At 60.8% G+C, this 24,799-nt stretch carries 24 protein-coding genes and 1 pseudogene; 14 read left to right on the forward strand and 11 right to left on the reverse strand.

Annotated elements, in window-relative coordinates; genetic code table 11:
• Position 1 precedes the first annotated feature (1 nt).
• The 11 genes and pseudogenes from ACIQC0_RS06700 to ACIQC0_RS06750 all read right to left on the reverse strand — a co-directional run bounded on the left by ACIQC0_RS06700 (position 2) and on the right by ACIQC0_RS06750 (position 12,379).
• Positions 2 to 808, reverse strand: a complete 807-nt coding sequence (locus ACIQC0_RS06700) for an HpcH/HpaI aldolase/citrate lyase family protein (protein ID WP_400533512.1) — start codon at positions 806 to 808, stop codon at positions 2 to 4.
• Positions 805 to 1,893 carry an amidohydrolase family protein gene (locus ACIQC0_RS06705; RefSeq protein ID WP_400533514.1) on the reverse strand — a complete coding sequence of 363 codons (1,089 nt, stop codon included), beginning with the start codon at positions 1,891 to 1,893 and terminating at the stop codon, positions 805 to 807. Before ACIQC0_RS06705 ends, ACIQC0_RS06700 begins: the two co-directional genes overlap by 4 nt.
• The gene (locus ACIQC0_RS06710; RefSeq protein ID WP_400533516.1) at positions 1,890 to 2,453 is read right to left on the reverse strand and encodes a Rieske (2Fe-2S) protein; all 564 of its coding nucleotides are present in this window, start codon (positions 2,451 to 2,453) and stop codon (positions 1,890 to 1,892) included. Before ACIQC0_RS06710 ends, ACIQC0_RS06705 begins: the two co-directional genes overlap by 4 nt.
• Before the next feature lie 17 nt (positions 2,454 to 2,470).
• Positions 2,471 to 3,679, reverse strand: a complete 1,209-nt coding sequence (locus ACIQC0_RS06715; protein ID WP_400533518.1) for an alpha-hydroxy acid oxidase — start codon at positions 3,677 to 3,679, stop codon at positions 2,471 to 2,473.
• A 6-nt stretch (positions 3,680 to 3,685) separates the two neighbouring features.
• Positions 3,686 to 4,846: an amidohydrolase family protein gene (locus tag ACIQC0_RS06720; RefSeq protein WP_400533520.1), complete on the reverse strand. Its 1,161-nt coding sequence runs from the start codon at positions 4,844 to 4,846 to the stop codon at positions 3,686 to 3,688.
• Between the two features lie 36 nt (positions 4,847 to 4,882).
• On the reverse strand, positions 4,883 to 6,232 hold the full coding sequence (locus tag ACIQC0_RS06725; RefSeq protein ID WP_400533522.1) for an MFS transporter: 1,350 nt from the start codon (positions 6,230 to 6,232) through the stop codon (positions 4,883 to 4,885).
• 833 nt (positions 6,233 to 7,065) lie between these two features.
• Positions 7,066 to 8,269: pseudogene (locus tag ACIQC0_RS06730) on the reverse strand (thiolase family protein).
• Between the two features lie 228 nt (positions 8,270 to 8,497).
• Positions 8,498 to 9,439, reverse strand: a complete 942-nt coding sequence (locus ACIQC0_RS06735) for a cytochrome b/b6 domain-containing protein (protein ID WP_400533524.1) — start codon at positions 9,437 to 9,439, stop codon at positions 8,498 to 8,500.
• Positions 9,436 to 10,407, reverse strand: coding sequence for an electron transfer flavoprotein subunit alpha/FixB family protein (locus tag ACIQC0_RS06740; protein WP_400533526.1), 972 nt, complete (start codon positions 10,405 to 10,407; stop codon positions 9,436 to 9,438). Before ACIQC0_RS06740 ends, ACIQC0_RS06735 begins: the two co-directional genes overlap by 4 nt.
• 12 nt (positions 10,408 to 10,419) lie before the next feature.
• Positions 10,420 to 11,184 (reverse strand): electron transfer flavoprotein subunit beta/FixA family protein, encoded by a 765-nt coding sequence (locus tag ACIQC0_RS06745; RefSeq protein ID WP_400533528.1) that lies wholly within the window; start codon positions 11,182 to 11,184, stop codon positions 10,420 to 10,422.
• A gap of 52 nt (positions 11,185 to 11,236) precedes the next feature.
• A complete protein-coding gene (locus ACIQC0_RS06750) occupies positions 11,237 to 12,379 on the reverse strand; it encodes an NAD(P)H-dependent flavin oxidoreductase (protein ID WP_400533530.1) in 1,143 nt (380 codons plus the stop codon).
• Between ACIQC0_RS06750 and ACIQC0_RS06755 the strand changes: the two genes are divergently transcribed.
• From ACIQC0_RS06755 to fabG, 14 genes are read left to right on the forward strand one after another with little or no spacing between them, the layout of a single operon-like run.
• The gene (locus tag ACIQC0_RS06755) at positions 12,378 to 13,256 is read left to right on the forward strand and encodes a cyclase family protein (RefSeq protein ID WP_400533532.1); all 879 of its coding nucleotides are present in this window, start codon (positions 12,378 to 12,380) and stop codon (positions 13,254 to 13,256) included. The two genes, ACIQC0_RS06750 and ACIQC0_RS06755, sit on opposite strands and share 2 nt — an antisense overlap.
• A gap of 44 nt (positions 13,257 to 13,300) precedes the next feature.
• Positions 13,301 to 14,509, forward strand: a complete 1,209-nt coding sequence (locus tag ACIQC0_RS06760) for an ABC transporter substrate-binding protein (RefSeq protein WP_400533535.1) — start codon at positions 13,301 to 13,303, stop codon at positions 14,507 to 14,509.
• A gap of 8 nt (positions 14,510 to 14,517) precedes the next feature.
• On the forward strand, positions 14,518 to 15,396 hold the full coding sequence (locus tag ACIQC0_RS06765; RefSeq protein ID WP_400533538.1) for a branched-chain amino acid ABC transporter permease: 879 nt from the start codon (positions 14,518 to 14,520) through the stop codon (positions 15,394 to 15,396).
• A complete protein-coding gene (locus ACIQC0_RS06770; RefSeq protein ID WP_400533541.1) occupies positions 15,393 to 16,412 on the forward strand; it encodes a branched-chain amino acid ABC transporter permease in 1,020 nt (339 codons plus the stop codon). Before ACIQC0_RS06765 ends, ACIQC0_RS06770 begins: the two co-directional genes overlap by 4 nt.
• Positions 16,409 to 17,167, forward strand: coding sequence for an ABC transporter ATP-binding protein (locus tag ACIQC0_RS06775; protein ID WP_400533544.1), 759 nt, complete (start codon positions 16,409 to 16,411; stop codon positions 17,165 to 17,167). The genes ACIQC0_RS06770 and ACIQC0_RS06775 overlap by 4 nt, the downstream gene beginning before the upstream one ends.
• Positions 17,164 to 17,877 (forward strand): ABC transporter ATP-binding protein, encoded by a 714-nt coding sequence (locus ACIQC0_RS06780; protein WP_400533547.1) that lies wholly within the window; start codon positions 17,164 to 17,166, stop codon positions 17,875 to 17,877. Before ACIQC0_RS06775 ends, ACIQC0_RS06780 begins: the two co-directional genes overlap by 4 nt.
• Positions 17,878 to 17,879: 2 nt before the next feature.
• Entirely contained in the window at positions 17,880 to 18,515 is a 636-nt protein-coding gene (locus ACIQC0_RS06785) for a TetR/AcrR family transcriptional regulator (protein WP_400533550.1), read from the forward strand.
• Positions 18,512 to 19,636, forward strand: coding sequence for an acyl-CoA dehydrogenase family protein (locus ACIQC0_RS06790; RefSeq protein ID WP_400533553.1), 1,125 nt, complete (start codon positions 18,512 to 18,514; stop codon positions 19,634 to 19,636). Before ACIQC0_RS06785 ends, ACIQC0_RS06790 begins: the two co-directional genes overlap by 4 nt.
• Positions 19,637 to 19,638: 2 nt before the next feature.
• Positions 19,639 to 20,481 carry an acyl-CoA dehydrogenase family protein gene (locus ACIQC0_RS06795; RefSeq protein WP_400533556.1) on the forward strand — a complete coding sequence of 281 codons (843 nt, stop codon included), beginning with the start codon at positions 19,639 to 19,641 and terminating at the stop codon, positions 20,479 to 20,481.
• Positions 20,468 to 21,250: an enoyl-CoA hydratase/isomerase family protein gene (locus ACIQC0_RS06800; RefSeq protein WP_400533559.1), complete on the forward strand. Its 783-nt coding sequence runs from the start codon at positions 20,468 to 20,470 to the stop codon at positions 21,248 to 21,250. Before ACIQC0_RS06795 ends, ACIQC0_RS06800 begins: the two co-directional genes overlap by 14 nt.
• 1 nt (position 21,251) lies before the next feature.
• Positions 21,252 to 22,067: an enoyl-CoA hydratase-related protein gene (locus tag ACIQC0_RS06805; RefSeq protein ID WP_400533562.1), complete on the forward strand. Its 816-nt coding sequence runs from the start codon at positions 21,252 to 21,254 to the stop codon at positions 22,065 to 22,067.
• Positions 22,064 to 23,521, forward strand: coding sequence for a class I adenylate-forming enzyme family protein (locus tag ACIQC0_RS06810; protein WP_400533565.1), 1,458 nt, complete (start codon positions 22,064 to 22,066; stop codon positions 23,519 to 23,521). Before ACIQC0_RS06805 ends, ACIQC0_RS06810 begins: the two co-directional genes overlap by 4 nt.
• A gap of 1 nt (position 23,522) precedes the next feature.
• Positions 23,523 to 23,975 (forward strand): MaoC family dehydratase, encoded by a 453-nt coding sequence (locus ACIQC0_RS06815; RefSeq protein ID WP_400533568.1) that lies wholly within the window; start codon positions 23,523 to 23,525, stop codon positions 23,973 to 23,975.
• A 55-nt stretch (positions 23,976 to 24,030) separates the two neighbouring features.
• On the forward strand, positions 24,031 to 24,777 hold the full coding sequence (gene fabG / locus ACIQC0_RS06820) for a 3-oxoacyl-ACP reductase FabG (RefSeq protein WP_400533570.1): 747 nt from the start codon (positions 24,031 to 24,033) through the stop codon (positions 24,775 to 24,777).
• Positions 24,778 to 24,799 lie beyond the last annotated feature (22 nt).

Genomic DNA, 24,799 nt, shown 5'->3' on the forward strand with positions numbered 1-24,799 from the left:
GTTACGTCCTTACGATTTCTGTCTGAGCGATTAATTGCGCTGCTGCTGCTGTGGCTGTCGGCCGGTGGATCTGGTCCAGGGCCTTGCGGATGATGGCAAAGTCGAGGGCCGCGGTAATCAGGTTGAACCCGTCCGCGGTGAGCTTTTCCGGGTCCCCGGTAATGCCGACGATCTTGTTGTTGTTGAGGCAGGTCTGCCGGATGCGGGCGATCGCGCGGAGATGGTGTGGATCGCTGGCATGTTCGATGTTGAGTGGCTGACCGCCGAGGCTGACGCCTAAGTCGGCCGGTCCAATGTAGACACCGTCGATTCCTGGTGTGGTGATGATGTCCTCGAGATTGTTGAGCGCTTCGACGGTTTCAATCATCACCAGGCACAGGACCTCGCGGTTAACGGTTGCAGGATCGGCTCCAAGGCCATAGCGGGCACGGATTGGTCCCCAACTGCGCTCACCTTGGGGGTGGTATCGGCATGCCCGGGCGGCGAGGGCAGCCTCTTCCGCGGTATTGATCATCGGAACGATGACGCCCGCAGCTCCGGCGTCCAGTGCCTGGCCGATCAGAGCGCCGTCGTTCTGGGCGACTCTCACCAGGGGCGTGGTCTCGCTGGCCGCGATGGCGCGGAGCATCTCGATCAGAGTGTCTTGGGACGTCAATCCGTGCTGCTGGTCGATGTAGATGAAGTCGAAACCTGCCATCGCGAACTCTTCGGCGATTTGTGCGCTTCCCAGGGCGCAGGAGAGACCGACGGCCGTATGCCCGGCTGACAGGCGGGCCTTGAGCCTGTTGGGGCGGGGCAGGACGGTCATAGCTTGTACCAGTTCCTAGCGGTTTCGGACATCAGCTTTGCCTTCATCGTCTCGGGGATGATGTCCAGCAGTTCGTCGATGTGGTCATCGTGGCGGTGCGGGTAGTCGGTGGCGAACATCAGCAGGTCGTCCGACCCCAGCCATTCGATGATTCGCTGAGAGTGTTCACGCGGTCCAAGGTCCGCCGGTGCTACCGAGAACCGGACGTGGTCCCGGATGATCTCCAGCGGCAGCCGGTCGACCCATGGGGTTTCGCGGCGCAGGCCTTTCCATTTCTTGTTCATGCTCCAGCCCCACATGGGGACCCAGCTGAACCCCCCTTCCATGACGGCAACGCGCAGGTTCGGGAATTTTTGGAAGACACCTTCGAAAACCATGCTCGTGAGCTGGGCCAGATAGACCTGCGTTTCAGCGGCATATTCCTCCGCGTACCAGGAGGAGTAGCCCGTGGGTGACGGCGCGTCTTCGGTGGTGCCGCCCCACTGAAGGCCGACAACGAGATCGTTCCTGGTGGCTGCCTCGTAGATCGGGTGAAAAATCCGTTGGCCGTAGAGGCGTTCGGAACGGACCGGAAGCATGACCTGGACGAAGCCGGGGTGGGAGCCGACCCGGTCTATTTCGGCTGCCGCGGCGATCGGGTCACGGGCAGGAATGACCAGGGACGCGGCGAGGCGGGGGTCCTTGTTCAGCCATTCGGCGATGATCCAGTCATTCACGGAAGAGGCCAGGGCTGCAGCCCAGTCCGGATGGCGAAGGGAGTCCACGCCGTAGTAGCAGTTCAGTACCGCCCGGTCGATCTGCCAGGGGTTGAGGATGTCGTTCTGGAGCATGGACAGCTCGGATGCGGGCATCAGAGCCTCATGGTGCCACTCTTCTCTTACGGTGGTGGCAGCGCCTGGCGGGTAGCTCAGGCGGGGGCCGGACGGGCCGTGCCAGCCCCGTTCCTGGGTTCCTTGGACCCAAACAGGATCCATGTAGTTGAAGAGTGTTTCGATGGAGGCAACGTTGGCGTGGACGTCGCAATCAATGACGGAGCCGGTCCAGAGGGTGCTTCTTTCGGTCCTGGCAAGCAGCGCGGTGGTCATCGGGAAACCTCTACTTTCTCTTCAGGCTGCGGAACTGGTGGCGGTGCGCAGGCACCGGGCTTGGCCGGCGCGCCGGGGCGTTGGGGGCGCATGGACAGCACGACGTAGTCGGATTCGACGGTGACTTTGATGGTTTCGGCCTGGTAGGGGCCCTTGATGCGCCCGAGCGTTCCGCCTTCGACCTGTTCAGCCACGTCCTGGCCGGCTTCGACGCCGACGGTGAAGGGCCGAGCGCGCAAGTGTTTGGGGTCCCAGTACGACTGCCCGGTTTTTATGTCGAACTCCCAGTTGTGCCAAGGGCACGTGAGGAGGTCCTGTGAGCCATCGAGGGCTATGTGGCCGGGGCCGGTCGAGGTGACTGTGTTTACCAGCTGGCCCTGGCACAGCGGTCCGCCTACATGGGGGCATCGGTTGAGCATGCCGTAGTAGTTGCCCTTGATGTTGAAGATGCCTACTTCGCGTCCTCCGACATCGACGATGAGTCGGCTGCCCTCCGGTATTTCCTCGGTCCGCGCGACGACGAACTTCTGGGGCCTTTTGATGATTGTTGGTTCGTTCATTGGTATGTGCTTTCTGCTTACGGTGCGTCGGCACCGGCGAGGATGTGGCCGCTGAGCCAAGAGGGGTCCAGCTGCTGTACCGACGGGCAGCCCAGCAGGCGCATCGTCCTGATCATCTCGGCCCGGGTGATTTCCAGGATGTGCGAGACCCCGGCCTGCCCGTTGACGGCCAGGCCCCACGCGGGCAGCCGGCCGACGAGGACTGCCTTCGCCCCGAGCGAAAGCGCTTTGAGCACATCGCTTCCGCGGCGGATACCGCTGTCGAGCAGGACGGTGACAGTGTCGCCCACCGCCGCGGCGATCTGGGGCAGCACAGCGATCGAGGCCGGGGCACCGTCGAGTTGGCGGCCGCCGTGGTTGGAAACGATGATGCCGTCCGCTCCGAGTCTGGCTGCCGTGAGCGCATCGGCAGTGCCGAGGATGCCTTTGACAATCAGCGGCCCATCCCAGTTGGCGCGCATCCAGGCGATGTCTTCCCACGAGGGGGAGTGGGAGTCCTTTCCGGTGCGAATCATCTCGGTCAGCTCCATGGGCTTGCCATCCACGGTCAGGTCTGCGGTGTTCGGCAGCTGGAACGGCATGCCGTCGCGCATGTAGCGGTAGACCCATTCCGGACGTCGGAGCATCTGCGGTGCCATTCGCAGGGCATTGCTGAGGTTTATCCTCATGTCGTAGCTGAACCCGTTGCGGAAATCCTTTTCACGGTTTCCCGAGACGCTGGTATCAATAGTGGCGACCAGACCCTCGAAGCCCGCGGCCTTGGCCCTGTGGACCAAGGACCTCATCGCTTCCTGGTTGGAGAACCGGTAGGCCTGGAACCACTGCGGCCCGGGAGTGGCGGCGATTTCTTCCAGGGTGTAACCGGAGGCAGATGTTGCAACGTGGGCGATGCCGGCTTGGGCTGCTGCGGCTGCGATGCCGAGATCCCCCTCCGGGTGGACGAGCCGCATGCCACCGCACGGGGCGGTGAGTACCGGCATGGACAGCTCAAGGCCCAGAATGTTGGTTTTCAGGTCGGGCTGTTCGATCCAGGTTGCTCCCTTGGGCTCAAAGGACAGGTCGCGGAAACCCTTCGTGTTGCGGCGCAGTGTCACTTCGTCTTCGGCGCCGCCGTCGACGTAGTCGAAGATTGCCTTGGGCAGCCGCTTTTGTGCTGCCGCCCGTGCGTCGTCGTAATTCAGTACGGCCTCGAGGCGCCGTTGACGGATCCTGCTGTTGATGTTCATGGGGGACTACGCTCCGGCCGGTGACGGGAGTCCGCTGTCTTCACGCAGCGGGATTCCGTAGAGCTTGCTGGCGTTTTCGCCCAGAATGCGGCGCCGGCGTTCCTCGGGAAAGCTTTCCGGGACAGACTCATAGGGTGAGTCGTAGTCCCAGTGCGGGTAGTCCGAGGAGAACATGAGACGGTTGGCGAAGCCCGATTCCTCGAACATCCTAAATACATCTTCAAGCTGGTCCGGACGCTCGGGTTCTTCCAGGGGCTGGGTGCTGAACCAGAAATGCTCCTTCAAATATTCTGATGGTTTCCGCTGCAGGTGGGACACCTCGTCCCGCAGTGCGTTGTAGGTTGCGTCCAGGCGCCAACTGAACGGGGCGACCCAGTCCCAGCCCATTTCGAGGACGGCGATCTTGAGTTTGGGGAAGCGGTCAAAGACGCCTTCAAAGATCAGGCTGGGAACGAGGGCCAGCGGTAGGACGCCGAAGGCTGCGTGGGTTTCGGCGTAGAAATTCTGCCGGCCTGCCCCGGTGGGCTGGCGTCCCATGCCCGGCACGTGGAAGGACAACGGGATGTCGTAATGCTCGCAGGCTTCAAAGATGGGCCAGTAGCGGTGCTTTCCGAGCGGGTCCTGTCCCGAAGGTGACATGAGGACCTGGACGAATTTGTCCCCGTTTTCGCCCTCCTTGCAGCGTTCGATTTCCTTTTCGCCCCCGGGGATGTCGCGGGCGACGGTGATGGAGGCCCGGAAGCGGTCATCGGTACCGCACCATGTTTCGGCGAGGGCGTTGTTGTAGGCGCGGTACAGGCTGGTCGCCAGCTGATGCGGCATGTTCGCCCCACCGTTGGTAATGATGTAGGTCTGCGGGCACGTCAGCACGGCTGCCGTCATATCGAAGAGGTCCAGTACCTGTTCTACGGCAAGGTGCGGGTCTACTCCGACGCGCCCGTTCACGTCCACGGCGTCCAGCCGGTGCGTGAATTCGCGCTGTGACGGGTAAACACCTCCTCCCATGGCGCCCAGGCCGTAACGGCTGATATAGTCACGCCACCGCTGGGGAATGTGGTTTGCGATCTGCGGGTCAGCGGGCAGGGGCATCGGGTGAAAATCCACGTCAATAACGCCGAGTTTGGATCCGCGGGAAGTCGCGGGCGTGTTGAGGGTAGTGATCGTCATCTGTATTCCTTGGTGGGTCGGTGTTCGCTCATGGCTTTAGAGCTTCGCGTTGTACGTTTCTTTGGCCATCAGCACGCCGACCAGCGAGAGCAGGCTGATTGCCGCGGTGAAGCCAACGACCAATTCGGAGTGGGGCGCGCCGCCGGCTGCTATCAGAAGTGACGTGCAGATTGCCGGGGTTAGCCCGCCACCCAGGGTGCCGGCAATCTGGTACCCCATGGAGGAGCCGGTGTATCGCAGGTGGGTGGGAAAAAGCTCGCCGAGCCAGGCCGCCAGCGGCGCGTAGCAGATCGCATGGGCGATCGAAATCAGGGAGATGGACCAGTACAGGCCGGGGACGCTGCCGGCGTTCATCTGCGCGAAGAACAACACTCCCGTGACGGCCTGAAGGATCAGGCCGATCGCCACAACTTTCTTCCGGCCAATATAGTCGGACCATGTGGCAAAAATCGGCTGACCGATAACCCCCAGGGCGGCCGCGATGATGGAAGCTGTCAACAAATCGGACCGCGAGAAACCTACCTGCAGGCCGTAGGAGGCGGCGAACGTCAGATAGACGGCGCTAACTGCAAATGGCCCAATGACCAAAAGGATCGTTACGATGAGGGTCCGCGGGTGCCTGAAGACCTCCACCAGGGGCGCTTTCTTGCGTGTCGGATCCTGCGCCTGTTTCTTTTGCTCCGCCAGGAAAACGGGGCTTTCACTCACTCCCAAGCGGATCCACAGGCCGATAATCACAAGAACGGCCGAGAACAGGAACGGTATCCGCCAGCCCCAATCCAAGAGCTGCTCCTCAGACATCAGGCCGGCGACCGCAGCAAATACCCCGTTCGCGACAAGGATTCCGCCGGTAAGGCCAATCTGGGGGAAGCTGCTGGAGAATCCGCGGCGCTTGGGCGAGTGTTCCATCGCCATAAGGACGGCTCCGCCCCATTCGCCGCCGGCAGCGACGCCCTGCACAAGGCGGAGCAGTAAAAGCATGATGGGTGCCGCCACCCCGACCTGGGCATAAGTCGGCAACAACCCCATGGCCGTAGTGCAGATGCCCATCGCGACAATCGAAAGGACCAGCATCTGTTTCCGGCCGATCCTGTCGCCGTAGTGGCCCCAGATCGCCCCGCCGAGCGGGCGGGCAAAGAAACCCACGGCCAGGGTCGTAAACGCCAGGAACGTCCCGACGAGCGGATCAAAGGACGGGAAGAATAGGACGCTAAACACCATGGCGGATGCTATGCCGAACAGATAGAAGTCGTACCACTCGATCAGCGCACCGATCAGGCTTGAAACCAAAACCCGTCGCTGCTCGCGTGGCGGAGTTACCGGCAGCTCCGGTTCCAGGTCCAGTCGTTCCGCTGGGCTTGAAGTACTCGTCATTGAGTCGTCCATCTAGGCCTCCGTTTAAGGAAAGGGGCGAGTCCCCGTTCCCAAGGACTCTAACTTTTATATTTTATAAAATCAAGAATTTTCGTGAACTTGCCCACATTCATTCGGATTGAAGGGACGGCCGGGGCCAGTAGTGCGTGGGTGCGGAACGACCGTTGCCAGCGATGCGTTCCAGCTTGCCTAGGTTGGCGAGATGTCGAAGGTCATCGTGGTGGACCGTCCTCGCAATTGCCCGGAGCAGCAGGGCGGGAAGGAACGTTTCTTCGCCCTTTCGTTGGAGCTGGCTATGAGGAAGCGATGCTCGTTGGGGTGGGGCCAGCGTCCACACAGGGGAGGAGTTGATGTCGATGACTGCGATGATTACGTCCAGGGGAGAATGGCGTGCTCCCATTGGGATGGGTGATGATCGGACAGAGACGTTGAGGGTACTGGTTGTGGCAAGAACGGGGCGCAGCGAGGACTGGCACCGCGTAGCTGGCGATCAAGACGGCGGGGGAGCTGCTGCTGAATTGAAGCGGCGGCCCATGGCGCCAGTGCAAGCTCTGCCTGGCGAGACAGGGCGTCAATTCTGGTCGGCTTGGCATATCACTAAGGACGTGTCTGTTTGGCGCTCGATCTGGATTCCAGTAATTCGTGCCTGTGATGGAGCAGAAACTCGTGCCTGTAGTGGAGTCCAATCCAAGGGGAGGCAACAATCTGGTCGATGTGTGCAGTCAACGGCAAGGAGGTCGGTCCCTCCGTAACCGGCGGGGGTACCTGCAAAGGCCAGCGGGCCCCCTCCCGCACTCTTGGTGGACCATTGCTTGGCAAGGGCTCATTTACGGCTTCCGTAGACGTCAGCAGTCCCTATTTTTGCGAGCAGTTACGTTTTCGAGGACCGCGGCGAGGCCCTGCCCGACGCCGATGCAGATCGCCGCGACACCCCAGCGCTGCCCGGAGGCCTGCAGGGACCGGGCGAGGGTGCCCAGGATCCGGTTCCGGACGCGCCGAGCGGGTTGCCCATGGCGATGGCGCCGCCGTGCCGGTTCACGGTCGAGGGGTCGATGCCCCAGGCGTTGATGCAGGCCAGGGACTGCGCGGCAAAGGCTTCGTTAAGTTCGACGGCGCCTACCTGGTCCCAGCCGATCCCCGCCTTCGCGAGGGCATTGTTCGCCGCCTCCACGGGCGCGTAACCGAAGTACTGCGGATCGTTTGCATGCGCTCCACGCCCGGCGATCCGGGCCGGCGGATCCAATCCCAGCAGCCCGGCGGCAGCCTCGCTGCCCACCCAGGCCGCGGAGGCGCCATCGGACAGCGGGGACGCATTGCCAGCAGTGACCGTGCCGTTTTCGTTGCGGAACACCGTCTTCAGGCCAGCGAGTTTCTCCGCGGAGGAGCCGGGGGGATGCCGTCATCCCGCACCAGGTCCGTACCGGGAACCGGCGCCACCAGGTTGTCATAGAACCCCTCGTCCCAGGCGGCGGCGGAGAGGTTGTGCGAGTTCGCGGCGAACTCGTCCTGCGCTTCGCGGGTCACCTTGTACTTTTCGCGGAGCCGCTCGGTGGCCTCGCCCAGGGAAATGGTCCACTCCTTGGGCATCACCTTGTTCACCAGGCGCCAGCCCAAGGTGGTGGAGGCCAGCGTCATGTCCCCGGCCGGGTAGGGCTTCTCCGTCTTGGGCAGCACCCAGGGCGCACGCGACATCGACTCGGCACCGCCCACCAGCATGAGGTCGGCATCGCCGGCGTTGATCTGGCGCGAAGCGATGATCGCCGCGTCGAGGGAGGAACCGCACAGCCGGTTGACCGTGGTGCCCGGAATGGACACCGGCAGGCCCGCGAGCAGGGTGCCCATTCGGGCAATATTGCGGTTCTCCTCCCCGGCGCCGTTGGCGTTGCCGAACACCACCTCATCAATCCGCTCCGGATCAAGCCCCGGGGCGCGCTTCACGGATTCCTTGATCACGTGTGCTGCGAGGTCATCCGGGCGGACGGCGGCGAGGCCGGAGCCAAATTTCCCGAACGGAGTGCGCACGGCGTCGTACACAAAAGCCTGATTCATGAGTCGTTTCCTTTGAGAGTTAAGGGTTGCGCCAGGTAAGGCTTTCGGGCTGTATCCAGCTCATCGACCATGCTGCGCTGGTTTGCCGGCAGGCAACAGGTTGTCGAGACTGGCTTCCTCGATCTCTACCAAGAAGACTCTGTCGCTGTTTGCTGCCCGGCGTTGTGCTCTATCTGCTGACTTGGGTAACCGATGTGAAGGGAGAGGCGTGATGGTCTGTCCCGGGCCTCAGTTCCTAGTGACTGTGCCCATTGTGGAGGCTATGACTCTCAGCGACATCGGTCGCAGGGCGATCCATGCGACGACCATTAGTAAGACGGAACCGACAAAGATCCAAAAGCCAAGCCAGTTCACCTCGTCGTTGGTGGCGTACATGTGGTTGAGGTTCCGCAGTGCACTTGTGGAAAGCACGAGTGTGACGTGGACTACGATGAAGGCGACGAACACCAGCATGATCGGGAAATGTAGGGTGCGGGCGAGTTCGATGGGGTAAAGCCGATTCAGCACAGGAGCAGTTTTGGGCCAAGATGGTGAGATGCGCAGCCCGGTCAGCAGCGCAAGCGGTGCGATCATGAAGACGATGGCGAAGTAGCTCAGCAGCTGCAGTGAGTTGTAGTTGACCCAGCCATTTTCGGTCGGCCAGTTCAGGGAGGCGTATTGGAGGGCGGCTGAGAGTGCGTTGGGGAATACGTCCCAGGTGGTCGGCACGATTCTGGTCCATTGACCGGTGGTGAACAGCAGCACATAAAAGATGGCGCCGTTGAGGACCCAGAGGGTGTCCGTGACTATATGTAACCACAGATTGATGCTGATCTTGGTCGGTGGGTTTGGGGTTCTGATTATCCCCGTGTTCGTCCGCTTCCAGTACATCTGCGGACGTTTAACTGTACGCACCATCCAGCCGGATTTGATGACGAAAACCATCAGGAAAGCATTGATGCCATGCTGCCATGCCAGCCAGGCCGGGAACCCAACGGGTGCCCCTTCCGGCAGATGCGACTCGCCCGGGTACGCCTGCAGAAAGTTCCGGCCCATGTCCCCGGCAAGAAAAGCCCGGGCCCCAAAGAGGACGCCCAGCATTACCAGAATTGCGACCGGAATGATCCAGACCAGCTTGAACCACGAGCTCTGACGGAAATCCGAAAGGCTGTTCGTCACTGACTGGATCATCGTCGAGACGCCCCGATGGCTTGGATCAGTTCAGGAACGACAGTGAAGACGTCACCGACGACGCCGAAGTCAGCGATCTCGAAAATGGGGGCGTCCGGGTCCTTATTGATGGCAATGATCGTCTTGGCGGTCTGCATTCCAGCGCGGTGTTGAATGGCACCAGAGATGCCAAGGGCTACATACAGTTGCGGGGAGACGGTGATGCCGGTCTGGCCCACCTGCGAAGTTTGTTGGATGAAGCCGGCATCTACGGCCGCACGGGAAGCGCCGACGGCGGCGCCAAGGGCATCGGCGAGTTGCTCAACCAGTACGAATTCCTCCCGCGACCGAAGGCCCCGCCCGCCAGCCACTACTCGTGCGGCGCCGCGCAGCCCTGGGCGGTCAGATGTGACTGTGGACTCCTTCACGGCTTCCACGCTGGCGGCGGGCTTCGTGCTTGACGGTAACGCTTCTCGCGCCAGGGACGCGATCGCGGGCGGCGCCGAACCCTCGATCGCTCCCTGGCGGACGGTAACGATCAGCGGTCCGTTCTCGACGGTTGACTGCACCGTGTAGGAACCGCCGAAGACAGAAGAGGTAGCGACGGCGCGGCCGTCTTCTTCCCGAACATCTACCGCGTCGACCACCAAGCCGGTGTCCAGACGCACAGCGAGCCGACCGGCAATCTCACGGCCGTCAACGGTGTTCTCCAAGAGAATTGCGCCGGGCAGGGTTTTTGCTGCCGAGGCCGCTAAGGCATCTACTATTGGTGTCAGCAGTACGTCGGCGAGTCCGGGTGCCTCATAGTGCAGGACCTGTTCGGCGCCGGACTGGCTGAGCGCATCGACGGTTGCCTGGCTAAGGGTATTCTCCGTCACGACTACGGCGACCGGTCGGCCGAGCCGTGAAGCTGCCGCAAGCAACGCGGCCGATGCCACATCGACGCTTCCGTCTGCGGCGGGTCTGATGAGGGCGAGTGTGTCCTTCATATTGGCTAGCTCCTAGATGAGGCGGGATGAAGTCAGGAAGTCAACCAGCTGTGTGGCCGCCGACCCGTCGTCGATTATTTTGGTGCCGGCTTGGCGGGGCGGCCGCTGGCTCGTAGAGATAACAACGGATTGTGCTGTTAACGCCGGCACCGGAAGCTCGGCCAGAGTGAGGGTTTTGATCGGCTTTTTCTTCGCCCGCATCGAGCCTTTGAACGTGGGAAAACGCGCTTCAGGCATGCGTTCAGTAACGGAAATAATGGCGGGCAGGGTTGCGCGGATGGTCCGGGTGTTGTCTTCACCGGCGCGTTCTCCGGAAACGGTATTTCCTTTTATCTCGACAGTGTTCAGATAGGTGGCGTGGGGGAGTCCGAGCCGTTCCGAGAGCATCGCTGCCATCGCCCCTCCCCGTCCATCCGTGGACTCATTCCCGGTGATAACCAGGTCGAACCCTTCCCGCTCAAGGGCTGATGCGAGTACTGCTGAAGTGCGCAGCATATCGGCTCCTGCAAGGGCGTCATCTACGATGTGCACAGCCGAATCAGCTCCGATTGCAAGGCCCCTACGGAGCATGGTGGTGGCATCTGCAGGACCCATGGTCATGAGCACCACTTCAGTATCGGTTTCGTCTTTGTGTGCGAGGGCGGCTTCCAGGGCACGCTCGCAGATCTCGTCGATGACGACGTCTGCGCTCATCCGGTCAATGCGCCCGGTCGTGGGATCGAGGTCCCGTTCGCCATACGTGTCGGGTACTTGTTTAGCCAGTACGACAATTTTCATTATTCTCCTTCACCTGTCTTCGATGCGCAGCCCAGCCCAGCAGGTGCTGACATCAGATGCTGACCGTTGAACAGCGGGATGCGATGATCTCTTCGGCTTCCCGCACCATGCGCTCAATGAGCTCGGTGCAAGTGGGAATATCGTCAATGAGCGATTGCGAAAGCCCTGCCCACCAGATACCGGCCTCAAGATCTCCGGTTTCGTAGACGGTCCTGCCGCGTTTGCCTGCAACGAGCTCCCGAACGTCGGCGAATTCACCACCACCAGCGAGGATGCGAACAACCTCATCGGATACGCTGTTCTTCGACACCCTCGCTGTGTTGTGCAGCTGCCTGAATATGAGGTTGGTCTGCAACTCGTCGCGGGCGACCAGCTCCTCCTTGACCCGCTGGTGGATGGGTGTCTCCTGCGTAGCCATGAACCGGGTGGCCATGAGGACGCCTTCGGCGCCGAGTGCCAGGGCCGCAGCTAGGCCGGCGCCGTCTGCCACTCCGCCGGCTGCGAGCAGGGGGACGCTGATTCTACGGGCGGCGGCCGCGAGCAGCACGAAGAGCGGGATGTCCAGTTCGCCCGGATGTCCCCCCGCTTCGAATCCAATGATCGCGATGGCATCCACGCCTGCCTGCACGGCTTTTAGGGCATGCCGGATGCTGGTTGCCTTATGCACGACCTTGATCCCGGCATCGTGGTAGGTATCCACGAACATCGCTGGGTTGGAGCCTGAAGTTTCCACCACGGGAACGCGATGCTTGATGATCACGGCTTGGTACTCGGCATACGGCGGCGGGTTGATGGAGGGCAGGGTCGTGAGATTGACCGCGAAGGGCTTGTCGGTCAGATCCTGGCAACGGCGGATCTGCTCACCGAGCGCTGCTGGCGTTGGGAACGTGAGAGCGGTGATCGTTCCAAGCCCTCCTGCATTCGAAACAGCGGCGGCAAGGTCTGCGTTCCCGATCCACTGCATCCCGCCTTGCATTATGGGCGCAGCGACCCCGAACGTTGAGGTGAAGCGTGTAGTCAGCACAATATGGGCTCCTTTGGCCAGAGGGAAGGAATGCTTCTGGGCGCTTTGCCCGAAAGTATTCCTTGAAAAAGTATTGACTGACGAACGCTCGTCAGTCAATACTTTGGGTGTGGACACAAACAATGAAGTTCCCGCATATGACCAGCTGCCACGCATCGAGAAATTGGGCATGCCGCACTCCTGGACCTACTTTGGGGCCGGCGACCAGCTCGGCACTCTCAACTATCTGACCCCGGCGCGGATACGCGCGGCGCTATCAACGGCAACAGCCGGCGTCGTGATCCCGCTCAGCCTTCCCGTCGACCAGCCCAACCCGCCCCTGTTCGGGCGTGAGCCGATGGAGCATGTTCAGTTTGACGTCGACCGCAATACGCGGGACGACAAGATTAATAGCTACTTCCCGCAGGGCTCGAGCCAATGGGATGGCTTCTTTCATGTGCGTGCGAGGGAGTTCGGGTATTACGGCGGCGTTGAGGCGGCAGAGAATCCCAGCGACACCTGGCTTGGAATTGAAACCTGGGCGGAACGTGGCATCGTCGGACGTGGAGTCCTGCTCGACGTGGAGGCTCATCTCTTGCTGTCAGGGCAAGATGGCATCCCGTGCGATGAACAGTTTGCCCTTTCTGCCGACCTGCTTCGTGAGGTCGCGTGGGCCCAAGGCACTCAAGTGCGCCAAGGCGACATCCTGCTCATCCGTACGGGGTGGCCGGCAAAGTACGCATCGCGGGGTCCTGACGCCGGGCACGTGACGGAAATTCCGGGCCTACATGCCGGTGAGGACACGGCGCGGTTGCTGTGGAACTGGCAGGTAGCTGCGGTGGTCACGGATCTACCGGCCGTGGAGCCGGTTCCCGGGGATCCGAGGATCGGCTCGCTGCATCGCAGGCTCCTGCCGCTGCTCGGCATTCCGCTGGCCGAACTGTTCAATCTGGAGGGACTCTCCGCTGCTTGCTCCGACGCATCGCGGCACGAGTTTCTTTTCACCGCGGCTCCCCTTAACCTCCGTGGCGCTTCCGGATCCCCCGGAAACGCCCTGGCAATTCTCTAGCATTATCCGAACAAGTGAATGGAAGAGATTCGATGAAGAATTTTATGAAACGTTCCTTTGCCGTAGCTACCGCAGTAGGAACGATCGCGGCCATGTCGGCGTGCGCATCGGGCGGAACAGCCGGAAGCAGCAGCACTGATCCCATTACGATCGGCGTGATCGGGCCGAAAACGGGACCCCTCGCCGAGATTGGTGAGAACCAGGTGGCGGGCGCCGAAGTCGCGGTCGAGCAGATCAACGCCACGGGCGGCGTGCTGGGACGCCAGCTGAAACTGGTGGTCCAGGATGAGCAGACTACGCCTGAAACCGCGGCAGCTGCGGTGCGGAACCTGTCGAACCAGGGAGTGAACCTGATCGTTGGAATGCTTTCAAGTGCGAGTTGCCTTGCAGTTGCTCCCACCCTGGAAGGCATGGACATTGCCATGGTGGCGACCGGGTGTACGAATGACGGGCTCACCGGGAAGGACGGGCAGGCAGCCCCATACCGGAACTTCTTCCGGACCAGTAACAACGATTCTGCTCTGATCGGCCCGTTGGCAAAGACTATTGCTGAGAAGTTCCCTGAGGCTACCGATTATTCAGCGTTCGGTTACAACTACGTGACCGGTACAACCCAGTGGGGTCTCTTCCAGAAGGAGCTCAAGAACGAAGGGGTTCCCGTGAAGGTAACCAGCGAGACCTTCGTCCCGATCGGCGAGCAGAATTTCGGTCTCCAGGTACAGAAACTCGTGAATGGCGTCAGCGACCCGAAGAAGAGCGCCCTCTACCTGGGCACTTTCAGCTCCGGAACCGGAAGTTTCCTCCAGCAGGCTGCTCCATATGACCTCTCCTCAAAATTCGCAGTCATTGCCAACCCGGGCGGCTACTATCCGATCGCCCGAACCCTTAACGGTGTTGCTCCCGAAGTGTGGAACTCCTACGACTACAACTACGCAGCCTTCGACACCGAGTCGAACAAAAAGTTCGTCGATGACTTCAAGGCCAAGACCGGCAAAATGCCTGTTGACTGGAGCTACGACGCCTACGTCGGCGTTCTGGGTATGAAGGCAGCGATTGAGAAGGCCGGTTCCGCCGAAACAGCGAAGGTGGTGGAGTCACTCGCCGGTCTGAGCTTCGAAACCCCCGGCGGCAAGCTGACCATCGATGCCACCTCGCACCAGTCAGATGCCCCTGTAGTGATCACCAACACCGTGGGTGACACCTCCGCCACGGAAAACGTCAAGGTCCTTGAGACCGTCGTCCTGAGGAAGTGACGTTCACCATGATTTCAACGCTCATCAGCGGGGTGGCCTACGGAGTGCCACTCTTCCTGGTGGCCAGCGGACTGACGTTGATCTATGGTGTTATCGGTGTGCTGAACTTCGCCCACGGATCGTTCTTCGTCGTGGGCGCCCTGATCGCAGCGACACTCATTGGCTCAAGCGTTCCGAGCATCCCGGCGTTTCTCCTAGCGATCCTGGCAGGCACTGCGGTGGTCACTGCCCTGGGGCTGGTCACCGAGAGCACCGTGGTGCGCCGGCTATACCGCAGAGATCACATCACCATGCTGCTGGCCACGTTCGCAGTCCTGTTGATCGTTGAAGGCGCTGCGGAGGTGATCTGGGGAAACACTCCACGTTCCATCGATAAGCCAACTGCCCTTTCTGGCAGCATCCAGGTCCTTGGTGCGACCATCCCCGTCTATGACGCGATGCTGGTAGTGGTCGGTGCCTTAATCGCCGTCGGGCTGTTTCTGCTCATCAACAAGAGCAGGTTCGGACGTGGCGTGCGAGCCGTAGCACAGGATCAGACGATGGGGGAAGCTGTCGGGCTCAACACGAAGGCCGTCATGCTCCTGGTGTTTGGGATCGGCAGCGCCTTGGCGGGGTTGGCAGGCGCCCTCATTGCTCCTAACGTGTCGGTGTCTCCCGGCCTTGGCCATGCATTTATCCTGCAGAGCTTTGCCATTGTGATCATCGGCGGTTTGGGATCAGTGACAGGTTCGCTCGTTGCTGCTCTCATTGTCGGCGTCAGCGAGGCGTTCGCCGTGGCCTATATGCCGTTCCTCACTGGCTTTACGTTCTATATCCTCGTTGCCGCCGTGCTCCTTATACGGCCACGCGGACTTCTTGGCAGTGCGAAACTGGGGAGGGCGGCATGAGTACAAACACGCACTCGATTGCGCATGCCCCAGCGGAACCGCCGACGAAGTCCGCAGTTAGGGTTTCACGGTACGATCTGCGTCCGGTATACGAACCTTTGATCTTTTTGGTTGTGGCAAGCCTCGCGTACCTGATGATGCCGGCAAACGGCCAATACATTTTGAGTATCTCAATTATCTACGCACTCTTGGCGACCAGCCTGGGCGTGCTCTTCGGGTGGTCCGGCATTTATTCCTTTGGCCATGCCGCGTTCTTTGGAATGGGCGCATACACGACAGCCTTGCTGAAGGCCGAAGCATGGGGGCCCCTCGCGTTCCTGGCCGTCTCGGCCGTCATAGCCGGGACCGCGGCTCTGATCATCGGGCTGTTAGGGCAGCGGCTGGCCAAGGTCGAGTTCGCCATGCTCACGATGATTGTCGGACAGATCGCCTATCTTCTGACGTTCCGGATTCCGGCATTGCAAGGTGACAACGGCATCTTCGGTATTCCTCGCGGAAGTTTTTTCGGGACCAACATCACACCTCCCAGCTCATTCTGGTGGTACTCGGTCATCTTGGTGGCCGTTGTGATGGCTATTCTGCGACGCATCCATCTGTCAGCCTTCGGTGAGAGCTTGAACGCCATCCGGGACGATCCGATTAAAGCTGCGGCCATCGGAATCCCGGTGAGGTCGATGCGGCTCGCTGCCTTTACTCTGGCCGGCGCTGTAGCTGGTTTGGCAGGCGGGCTCTTCGCACAGCAAGGCGGCATTGTGACCCCCAGCTCGTTGGCCTTTACCTTCAGTGGACAAATAATCATTATGGCTCTGCTGGGTGGAATGATGAAGTTCTGGGGGCCCGCCATCGGAGCAATTCTGTTCCAGTTCATCAATGCACTGGTCTTCGGCGGCTCGTCCCATGGCACCCTTTACCTCGGCATCATCCTGCTCGCTGTGGTTCTGGTCTTCCCCAGCGGCGTGCTCGGTGTGCTGGCGGCGCTGCGCGGCGTCCTGAAGAAGATGAGGAGTCGACGATGACGGTGCTCGAACTTAAAAACGTCTATAAAAACTACGGCGGTCCACCCGTCGTTCAAGATGTGTCCCTTTCCATATCGACCGGAGAGACGGTGGCAATCATCGGACCGAACGGCGCCGGCAAGACTACGTTGTTCGGTGTGATGGCTGGGGAGCACCGCGCTACGAAGGGCGCGGTGTCCCTGTTCGGCAAAGACGTGACCCGGGCAGGAGCGAAGCACCTGGCGCACATGGGCGTCGCAAGGACCTTTCAGATTGCCCGCTACTTCCCCGAGAAGAGCGTTGAGCAGAACCTGGTAATCGCGAGGGACGCGCGCAAGGGTATGTACTGCAAACCACTTTCTCGGACACCCCGTCCTGACGGCAGCATTACCTCAGTCCTTGAGGCAGTCGGCCTCGAAAGCCGACGGCACCAGTCATCGAGCACTCTCGCCCATGGTGACCGCAAGGGGCTCGAACTGGCCATGGCACTGGTCCAGAACCCCTCTATGTTGCTGATGGATGAGCCAACGGCGGGCATGGGGGCGGAAGACATTCCACGAACGGTGCAGCTGGTGCAGCGGTTGCGCGAGTCCCGGCCGGACATGACCGTAGTGATTACAGCGCACGACATGAACCTTGTCTTCGCTCTCGCAGACAGGGTTGTACTCATGGCAAACGGTCGAATAGCGCTCGAAGGGAAGCCTGCCACTGTGCGCGACCACCCTCTCACCCGCGAGATCTATCTCGGCAATTCCTATGAGGCGGGTCCATCATGAACGAACTGGTCGTTAAATCCCTGTCCGCCTCATACGGACTCGCCGTCGCCTTCACGGATGTGTCGATCACGGTTGCCAAAGGTGAAACGGTCGGACTGCTCGGCCGGAACGGCGCCGGTAAAACGACACTGCTAAAGGCAATCATCCATGACCCGGAGCTGACCCTAAGAGGCGAGATCAGCGTTAACAACGTCTCGCTGGGCAAATTTCCCGCCTACAAAGTGGCCCGTCATGGAGTCGCATGGGTGCCGGATAACCGCCGCATCTTTACCGCCCTGAGCGTGGCAGAGAACCTGGATCTGGCGAGGTCCAAGACGGCACCGAAGGATCAGCTCGATCGAGTCCTCACCAACATCCCCCTGGTCGAGAAGCTCATGAAACGCCGAGGCTACGAACTCAGCGGCGGAGAACAGCAGGCGGTTACTATCGCCAGGGCTCTGATGAGCGCGCCTGATTATCTGCTGCTGGATGAACCGACAGAGGGCCTCGCGCCGCTGATCGTCGAACAGCTTCAAGCCGCCATCGGTGCGTTGCCCGCCCAGTTCGATGTGGGAATCCTGATCACCGAGCAGAACTTCAGTTTCGTGACCGGTCTCGCAGACCGCGTACACATTCTGGAAACTGGCCAAATGGTGTGGGCTGGCCCCCCTGACGAACTTGTTTCGAAACCACAACTGATTGACCGGCATCTATCGGTCGGAGAGAAGTAAAAATGCGCGTGGACACGAATGGAACCGAAGAACGAATTATCGAGTCTGCGACGAGGCTGTTCAACACGTGGGGTTACACCGGCATGACGCTACGCCAGATTGCCAAAGAGGTGGGTATCGAAGCACAAAGCATCTACAACTACACCACATCAAAGCAGGCGCTCGTCGAGAAAATGATCCGCGCAGGAACTGAAGCATTGCATAACTCGGTCGTGACGGCACTTGAGGCCGCAGACCCTTCCCCAAGCGCGCGTCTGGCGGCAGCGGTGGAGGCCCACGTCGTTCATTACGCCAGCTCGCCCCATGTAGTAATGTTCCGCGACAGCCTGATCCATTTCAATGAGGACGTCCGCACCTCACTGCGGGCGATGCTGAAGTCGTATGAGCAGCTCTTCAAAGACATCATTCGAGAGGGGATGGAATCCGGCGACTTCCGGTGGGTCGATGAAACTCCGGCGGCTTTCGCAATCCTTGGCATGGGCGAGTCCGTCACCAACTGGTGGCGTCCCGGCGGACGGCTGAGCGCCGCAGAGGTGGGCGCCATGTATGGCGACCTGGCAGTGCGCATGGTTACCGCCTCCCCGGACCTACTCGGCTCATCGACCCTCAAACTACCCAGGAGCAGTGACCGCACATGAGCATTACACGATTTGACGACCCCGCCGCGGCACGATTCAGGCAGGAGGTCAGCGCCTGGGTTGACGGCGCGGTCCCCGAAATCTGGCGCACCGACCGCCAGTCCCTGAGCCCGGACGAGGTTCAGCAGATCCAGATGGACTGGGACGTAGCACTTTATAAAGAAGGACACGCAGGGCTTTCCTGGCCAACGCAGTATGGCGGGCGCGGCCTCGGACCGATTGAGGAACTCATCTATTACGAGGAATCCTCGCGGGCGAACGCCCCGGAGGGATTCGGCCGCATCGGCCGCGTACTCGCAGGGCCGACAATCATGGCTGCAGGATCCGTTGAACAGAAGGAAAAATATCTACCCCGCATCCTCGACGCTTCAGAGATATGGTGCCAAGGTTTTTCAGAGCCCGGTGCCGGCTCTGACCTCGCCGCTGTGAGCACAACAGCGACGAAGGTCGATGGGGGCTACCTGATCACCGGCCAAAAGACATGGACCAGTTTCGCCCAGTACTCGAAGCGCTGTCTGATGCTCGCCAAGAGCTCTTCTGGGTTGCCGCGGCATCACAACCTCAGCTTCTTCCTGCTCGACATGGAGCAGGACGGTGTTGACGCGCGTCCCATCCGCCAAATCAATGGCGAGGAGGAGTTCAGCGACGTGTTCTTTACTGATGTATTCGTTGCTGACGAAGACCTTGTCGGCGAGGAACATGAGGGCTGGGCGGTTGCGATGACGGTGCTGAGCAACGAACGTGGCACGACAGAAGCTGCGACCCGGCTGGTTGAAGCAACCGCGCAGATCGATTTGCTGAACCGATGCTGCGCGACCCACATGCAGGGCGATGCTGCCCGGTTGCAGGAACGGCGTGAACTATTGCGTTGGCACATCATCCGCGCCACAGAAGAGAAGGCCGCTGGTGAAGACTGGTTCGTCGCCGGTTCGGTCCTCAAAGTGCAGTGGAGCGAGCTGATCCAGGACGCGACCAGGCTTGGACTCGACAGCCGCTGTGCACAGCATCGCGACTACTGGAGGCACAACTACCTGGCGTCGAAAGCAATGTCGATTTATTCAGGCACAAATGAGATCCAACGCAACATCATCACCGACCGCGTATTGAAAGTGGCGAGATAAACATGGCAACAATCGTTGAAGAGGTCGGAACGATGGTCGCTGAGAACGTCGCCGAAATCCTGCGGAGTGCCGACGGCGCACCACCCGCACCGAATCAGAGCATATGGGGTCTACTTGCCGACGGTGGCTGGCAGACGATTTCCGCTGATTCGGAGAACGGGATGGAACTCCGCGAGATACTCGAAGTCGCACGGGTAACGGGCCGGTTCCCGTACTCAACACCGCTCGTTCCGACCCTGCTTGCCGGGCGCTGGTTCGATCTTGACGAAGAGCAACTGGCACGAGGAGCTGTCCCCGTATTCCACCGCGGGTCAGAGACCGTGGTCCCCTATTACACGGCGGGTCTCATCGTCCTTGACGGCACCGGATCGCTAGTAACGGCGAGTCCGACTTCCACACAGATCTTCTCGCTGCTCGTCCCGATGGCGGTCTTCCCGGAGGAAACCGTGGGGCTCACGGACCGGCAGCTGGCCGAGGCCGGCGCCGCATTCGCAGCCGTTGCAGTCGGCGCCGCCGACGCCGTGATCACCAAGGCCGTCGAATGGGCGCAGACGCGGGAGCAGTTCGGTCAAAAGATTAAGGCATTCCAAGCCGTCCGCCATCATCTCGCCAACGCCCACATCGCACGGGAACAAGCATGGACGGCAGCAATCGCGGCTGCACACGAGCCCGAGAACGCCGGCCGTTGGGCACACCAGGCCTTCGCGCTCTCCCGCACCGCGATCGAGCTCGGAATCCAGGTCCACGGGGGCGTCGGTTTCACCTGGGAGGTAGGCCTCCACCATTTCCTCGACCACGTCATTGAACTGGATTCGCTACTTGGGGAGAACCATGACCGTCCTTGAGATAGACCGGCCGGCGCCCGGTGTGGTCCGGCTGCTCCTGAACGGGACCGAAACGCTGAACGCCCTTGATGACGAAGTGAAAGAGCAGCTCGTGACGGCCCTGCGCTCCATAGCAACTGACCCCAATGCCCGCGTGGTCCTCATCACGGGAACAGGCCGCGCCTTCTGCGCTGGAGGTGACGTAAGAGGCATGGGTATACGCACCCCTTCGCAGACGAATGATGTCCTGACATTTGGCCGCCAAATCACAGAAGGCATAACAGACCTGCAGAAGCCGGTCGTCGCCGCAGTGAACGGTATCGCCTCCGGCGCCGGATTCAACATTGCACTGGCAAGTGACATCATCCTCGCGGCACCCACCGCCTGGTTCCAACAATCATTCGTCAGAATGGGCCTCATGCCGGACATGGGTGGCACCTACCTGCTGGCCCAGTCGATCGGACTGCACCGGGCGAAGTCGGCACTGCTTACCGGTCACCGCTTCACCGCCCAGGAAGGACGGCAACTCGGCTTCGTGGCGGAGATCCTTGAGGAGGACTTCGATCGGGCCGCCGTGGACTATTGTGCAACTCTCGCCAGGAAGGCGCCGCTGGCCCTCGGACTGACCAAATTGCTTGCCAACCGCGCCATGGAGGGCTCCTTGGCCGACGCCTTGGACCGTGAATCGCTCGCGCAGGGTGTCCTCGCAGCGACAGCGGACCACAAAGCTGCCGTGCAGACCTTTTTGAGCAAGGGTGACCTCGACGCTGTCGAATTCAAAGGAGAATGACTTGACGCAACTGGTAACTACGACGATCGACGAACGCATCGCACACGTGGTGCTGAATCGACCACAAAAGCTGAATGCATTGAATGATCCGATGCTTGACGCATTCTCGACCACGATCGCCGAGCTGGGCAGGAACGACGACGTCTCGGTTATTGTCATCTCGGGCGCGGACAACAATTTCAGTGTCGGCTATGACGTCGAACCGGCGAACGGATATTCGGACGCAGCTGCGGGCCACGAGCCGTATGCCGATTGGGCATCCCTTCGTCGCAACATCGATCGATGGCTCGCTGTGTGGGATACCCCCAAGCCCGTGATCGCGGCAATAGAGGGGTACTGCATGGGTGGAGCAACCATCCTCTCGGTCTGCACAGACATCACGGTTGTCAGCGAGTCCGCCGTGATCGGCTGGCCCGCCATCCCGCTCGGCGGAGGATTGCTGAGTCCGCCGACGGCGTGGTTGATCGGGCCTAAAAAGGCGAAGGAGCTCTCCTTCATTGCGGGCAGCCGGATGAGCGGGAGCGAAGCTGCGGCCTTGGGCTGGGCAAACACGGCAGTGCCGGCCGGAACTGTGCTGGAGAGTGCGCAGGAGCTGGCAACGAACATTGCGAGGATGCCCTTGGATTTGCTGCGCCTTAAAAAGCTGGCCCTCAATCGGCAGCTCGACCAACAGGGATTCCGCGAATCGGTTCTCATGGGCGCCGAGTGGGATGCAATCGCGCACACCTCACCGTCTACACATGCGATGACCGACAAGATTGCTGAACTTGGCCTCAAGGGTGCTATCGCCTGGTTCAACTCCGGAGTGAAAGTATGAACCGGGCTCTGCCGCTCCTCGACTGGGCGTTCTCTCAGCCGGGAAAGCCGGCGATCGTCACCGACGACGCGTCGTATTCATACGCGGAGCTGCGAGACGCAATACTCAGTGCTGCAGCCACACTGGCCGAGCGGATCTCTCCAGGCACCCGTGTCGGGCTCTTCATTGACAGCACGCCGAACTTCGTGATCTACCAGTACGCGGTGTTTTACCTCGGCGGCGTCGTCGTTCCTCTCAACCGGGGCATGCGCCAGAGCGAGGTGCTCGACGTGGTGGATAACCTCGGTATCTCCTTCCTGGTTAGCGACACTCCGATCGATGTGAGCAGTTCGTCCGCAGGCGGATATCTCATCGACGGGGAATTCCACACGATTGGAGCCCAAGCGCAAGCTCCGCAGATGGCAACGCTGGACAACGACGATCCTGCCCTCGTGCTGCAAACGTCCGGATCCACAGGCCGTCCCAAAGGGGTGCAGCTCAGCATCCGGAATCTGGCCGCCAACTACGACGCCACGTACCGCTGGATCGGGGTCGGAAGGCAGGATGTCATCCTGCTCACGTTGCCGATTTTCAACACCTACGCGCTGAACCAGGGCATTAACATGCTCGCGATGACTGGGGCGACGATGCGGCTGCTTCGCCGCTTCTCGCCAGATAACGTCCGTCGCGCATTGGAGGACTCCAAACCCACGTTCCTGCCGCTGGTACCGACAATGATGACGAGGCTGTATCAGGCTGGTGTCCGGTACAACCATCCGATCACCCTGGGCATCGGGGCTGCCGCGAGTCCGACGCAGATTGCCGCAGACGCTTGGAGTGTCTTCCCTCAAGCGTTCCTGTACTTTGGCTACGGTCTCACCGAAGGCACCGCAATCGCATCCCAGAATCGGATCGGTACGAAGGACGCGAACAACGGAGACTTCTCCTCAGCAGGCCTTGTCGTACCTGGTGTGCAGGTGAAGCTCGCACCCTCGGGCGAGCCCGACGGCCGCGGCGAGATACTCATCAGCGGCGAGTCCGTGTTCTCAGCCTACGTAGGTACCAGCGAACCGCGCCCAGTGGAGGACGGCTGGTTGAGGACCGGTGACATCGGCGTGTTCAACAATGGTCGTTTGAGCATCGTAGACCGCAAACGTGAGCTGATTATTCGCGGTGGCCAGAACATCTACCCCGGTGAGATAGAGCGGCTGCTCTCCTCGCACGAGGCAGTGCTTGAAGCCGCCGTGATCGGTTCACCCGATACGGACCTGGGCGAGGTCCCGGAGGCTTTCGTGGTGCTGCGGAATGGAGTCGAAGTAACCGGCCAGGAACTCCTGGAATGGATGCGTTCGCAGGCGGCCGCGTTCAAGATCCCCGCCAGGCTGCATCTGGTCGACTCCATGCCGAAAACACCAACCGGCAAGATCCGCAAACTTGACCTTGTTCAGATGTCCGCCGAAGCAGGGTCAAAGTAGCATGCGGACCCTCAACGGTGTAACCGGGGTACATGCAGCTCTCGGGAAGGAACTCGGTGTGGGGTCCTGGCACACGGTCACGCAGACAGCCGTGCGACAGTTTGCAGATGTTACCGGGGACCATCAGTGGATCCATCTGGACACGGAACGAGCCGCGAAGGGACCATACGGCGGGACTATTGCACATGGGTATTTCACACTTTCACTCCTGCCTTTACTCGCTATGGATGCATACGCGTTCGCTGGCTTCAAGATGAAGGTGAACTACGGCCTGGACCGCGTGCGATTCCCGGCTCCTGTCCTCATCGGTTCCCGCATTCGAATGCGGGCACACCTCACCAGCGTGGATACAACACCCACAGGTGCTCGTGTCGTCGTGCGCAATACCATCGAAATTGAGGGTAATGACGCGCCCGGATGTGTCGCTGACACGGTCTCGCTCCTTGTCACCTGACCACATATCGCAGGCAACCACTCGGATAAAACGTTGTACTACTAGGAGACCCCTCATGACATCACTTCTTGCTGGCCGCACCGCGGTGATCACCGGCGGAGCCAACGGTCTCGGCTTCGCCATCGCCCAAGCGTTCTTCGCCCAAGGAGCAAATGTCGTCCTCGGAGACCTCGATGGCGCGGCGGCGGATGCCGCTGCCGCAAGACTTGGACCTGAGGCACGTGCGCAAGGCGTCGCCTGCGATGTGACCTCCGAGGACGATGTTGACCGGTTGCTTACGTTCGCAACTTCAGCCTTCGGCCGGCTCGATGTCATGGTGAACAACGCAGGTGTGACGCGTGACAAGACGATGCGGAAGATGTCCCTGGATGACTTCGAATTTGTGATCGACGTCCACTTGCGCGGTACATGGTTGGGAACCCGGGCGGCCGCGGCACTCATGCGTGACCAAGGCCAGGGCGGATCTATCATCAACATGTCATCGATCTCGGGAAAGGTCGGCAACCCCGGTCAAACCAACTACAGTGCAGCCAAAGCCGGGATAGTAGGGCTGACCAAAGCTGCCGCGAAAGAAGTCGGCTTCGCCGGAGTGCGCGTGAACGCCCTTCAGCCGGGAATCATTGAGACCGCCATGACGCAGAAACTGACCGATGAAGTACGGGCAGCGCGCCTGGCTGACGTGCCGCTCGGGCGTTTCGGTCAGCCTTCAGAGGTAGCCCAAGCAGCGCTCTTCCTGGCCAGTGACATGTCCAGCTACCTCACGGGCATAACCCTTGAGATCTCCGGCGGACGCAACATCTGATGAACACCGGAAAGCCCGCGCC

This window comes from Pseudarthrobacter sp. NPDC092419, assembly GCF_044755045.1.
Classification (GTDB): domain Bacteria; phylum Actinomycetota; class Actinomycetes; order Actinomycetales; family Micrococcaceae; genus Arthrobacter.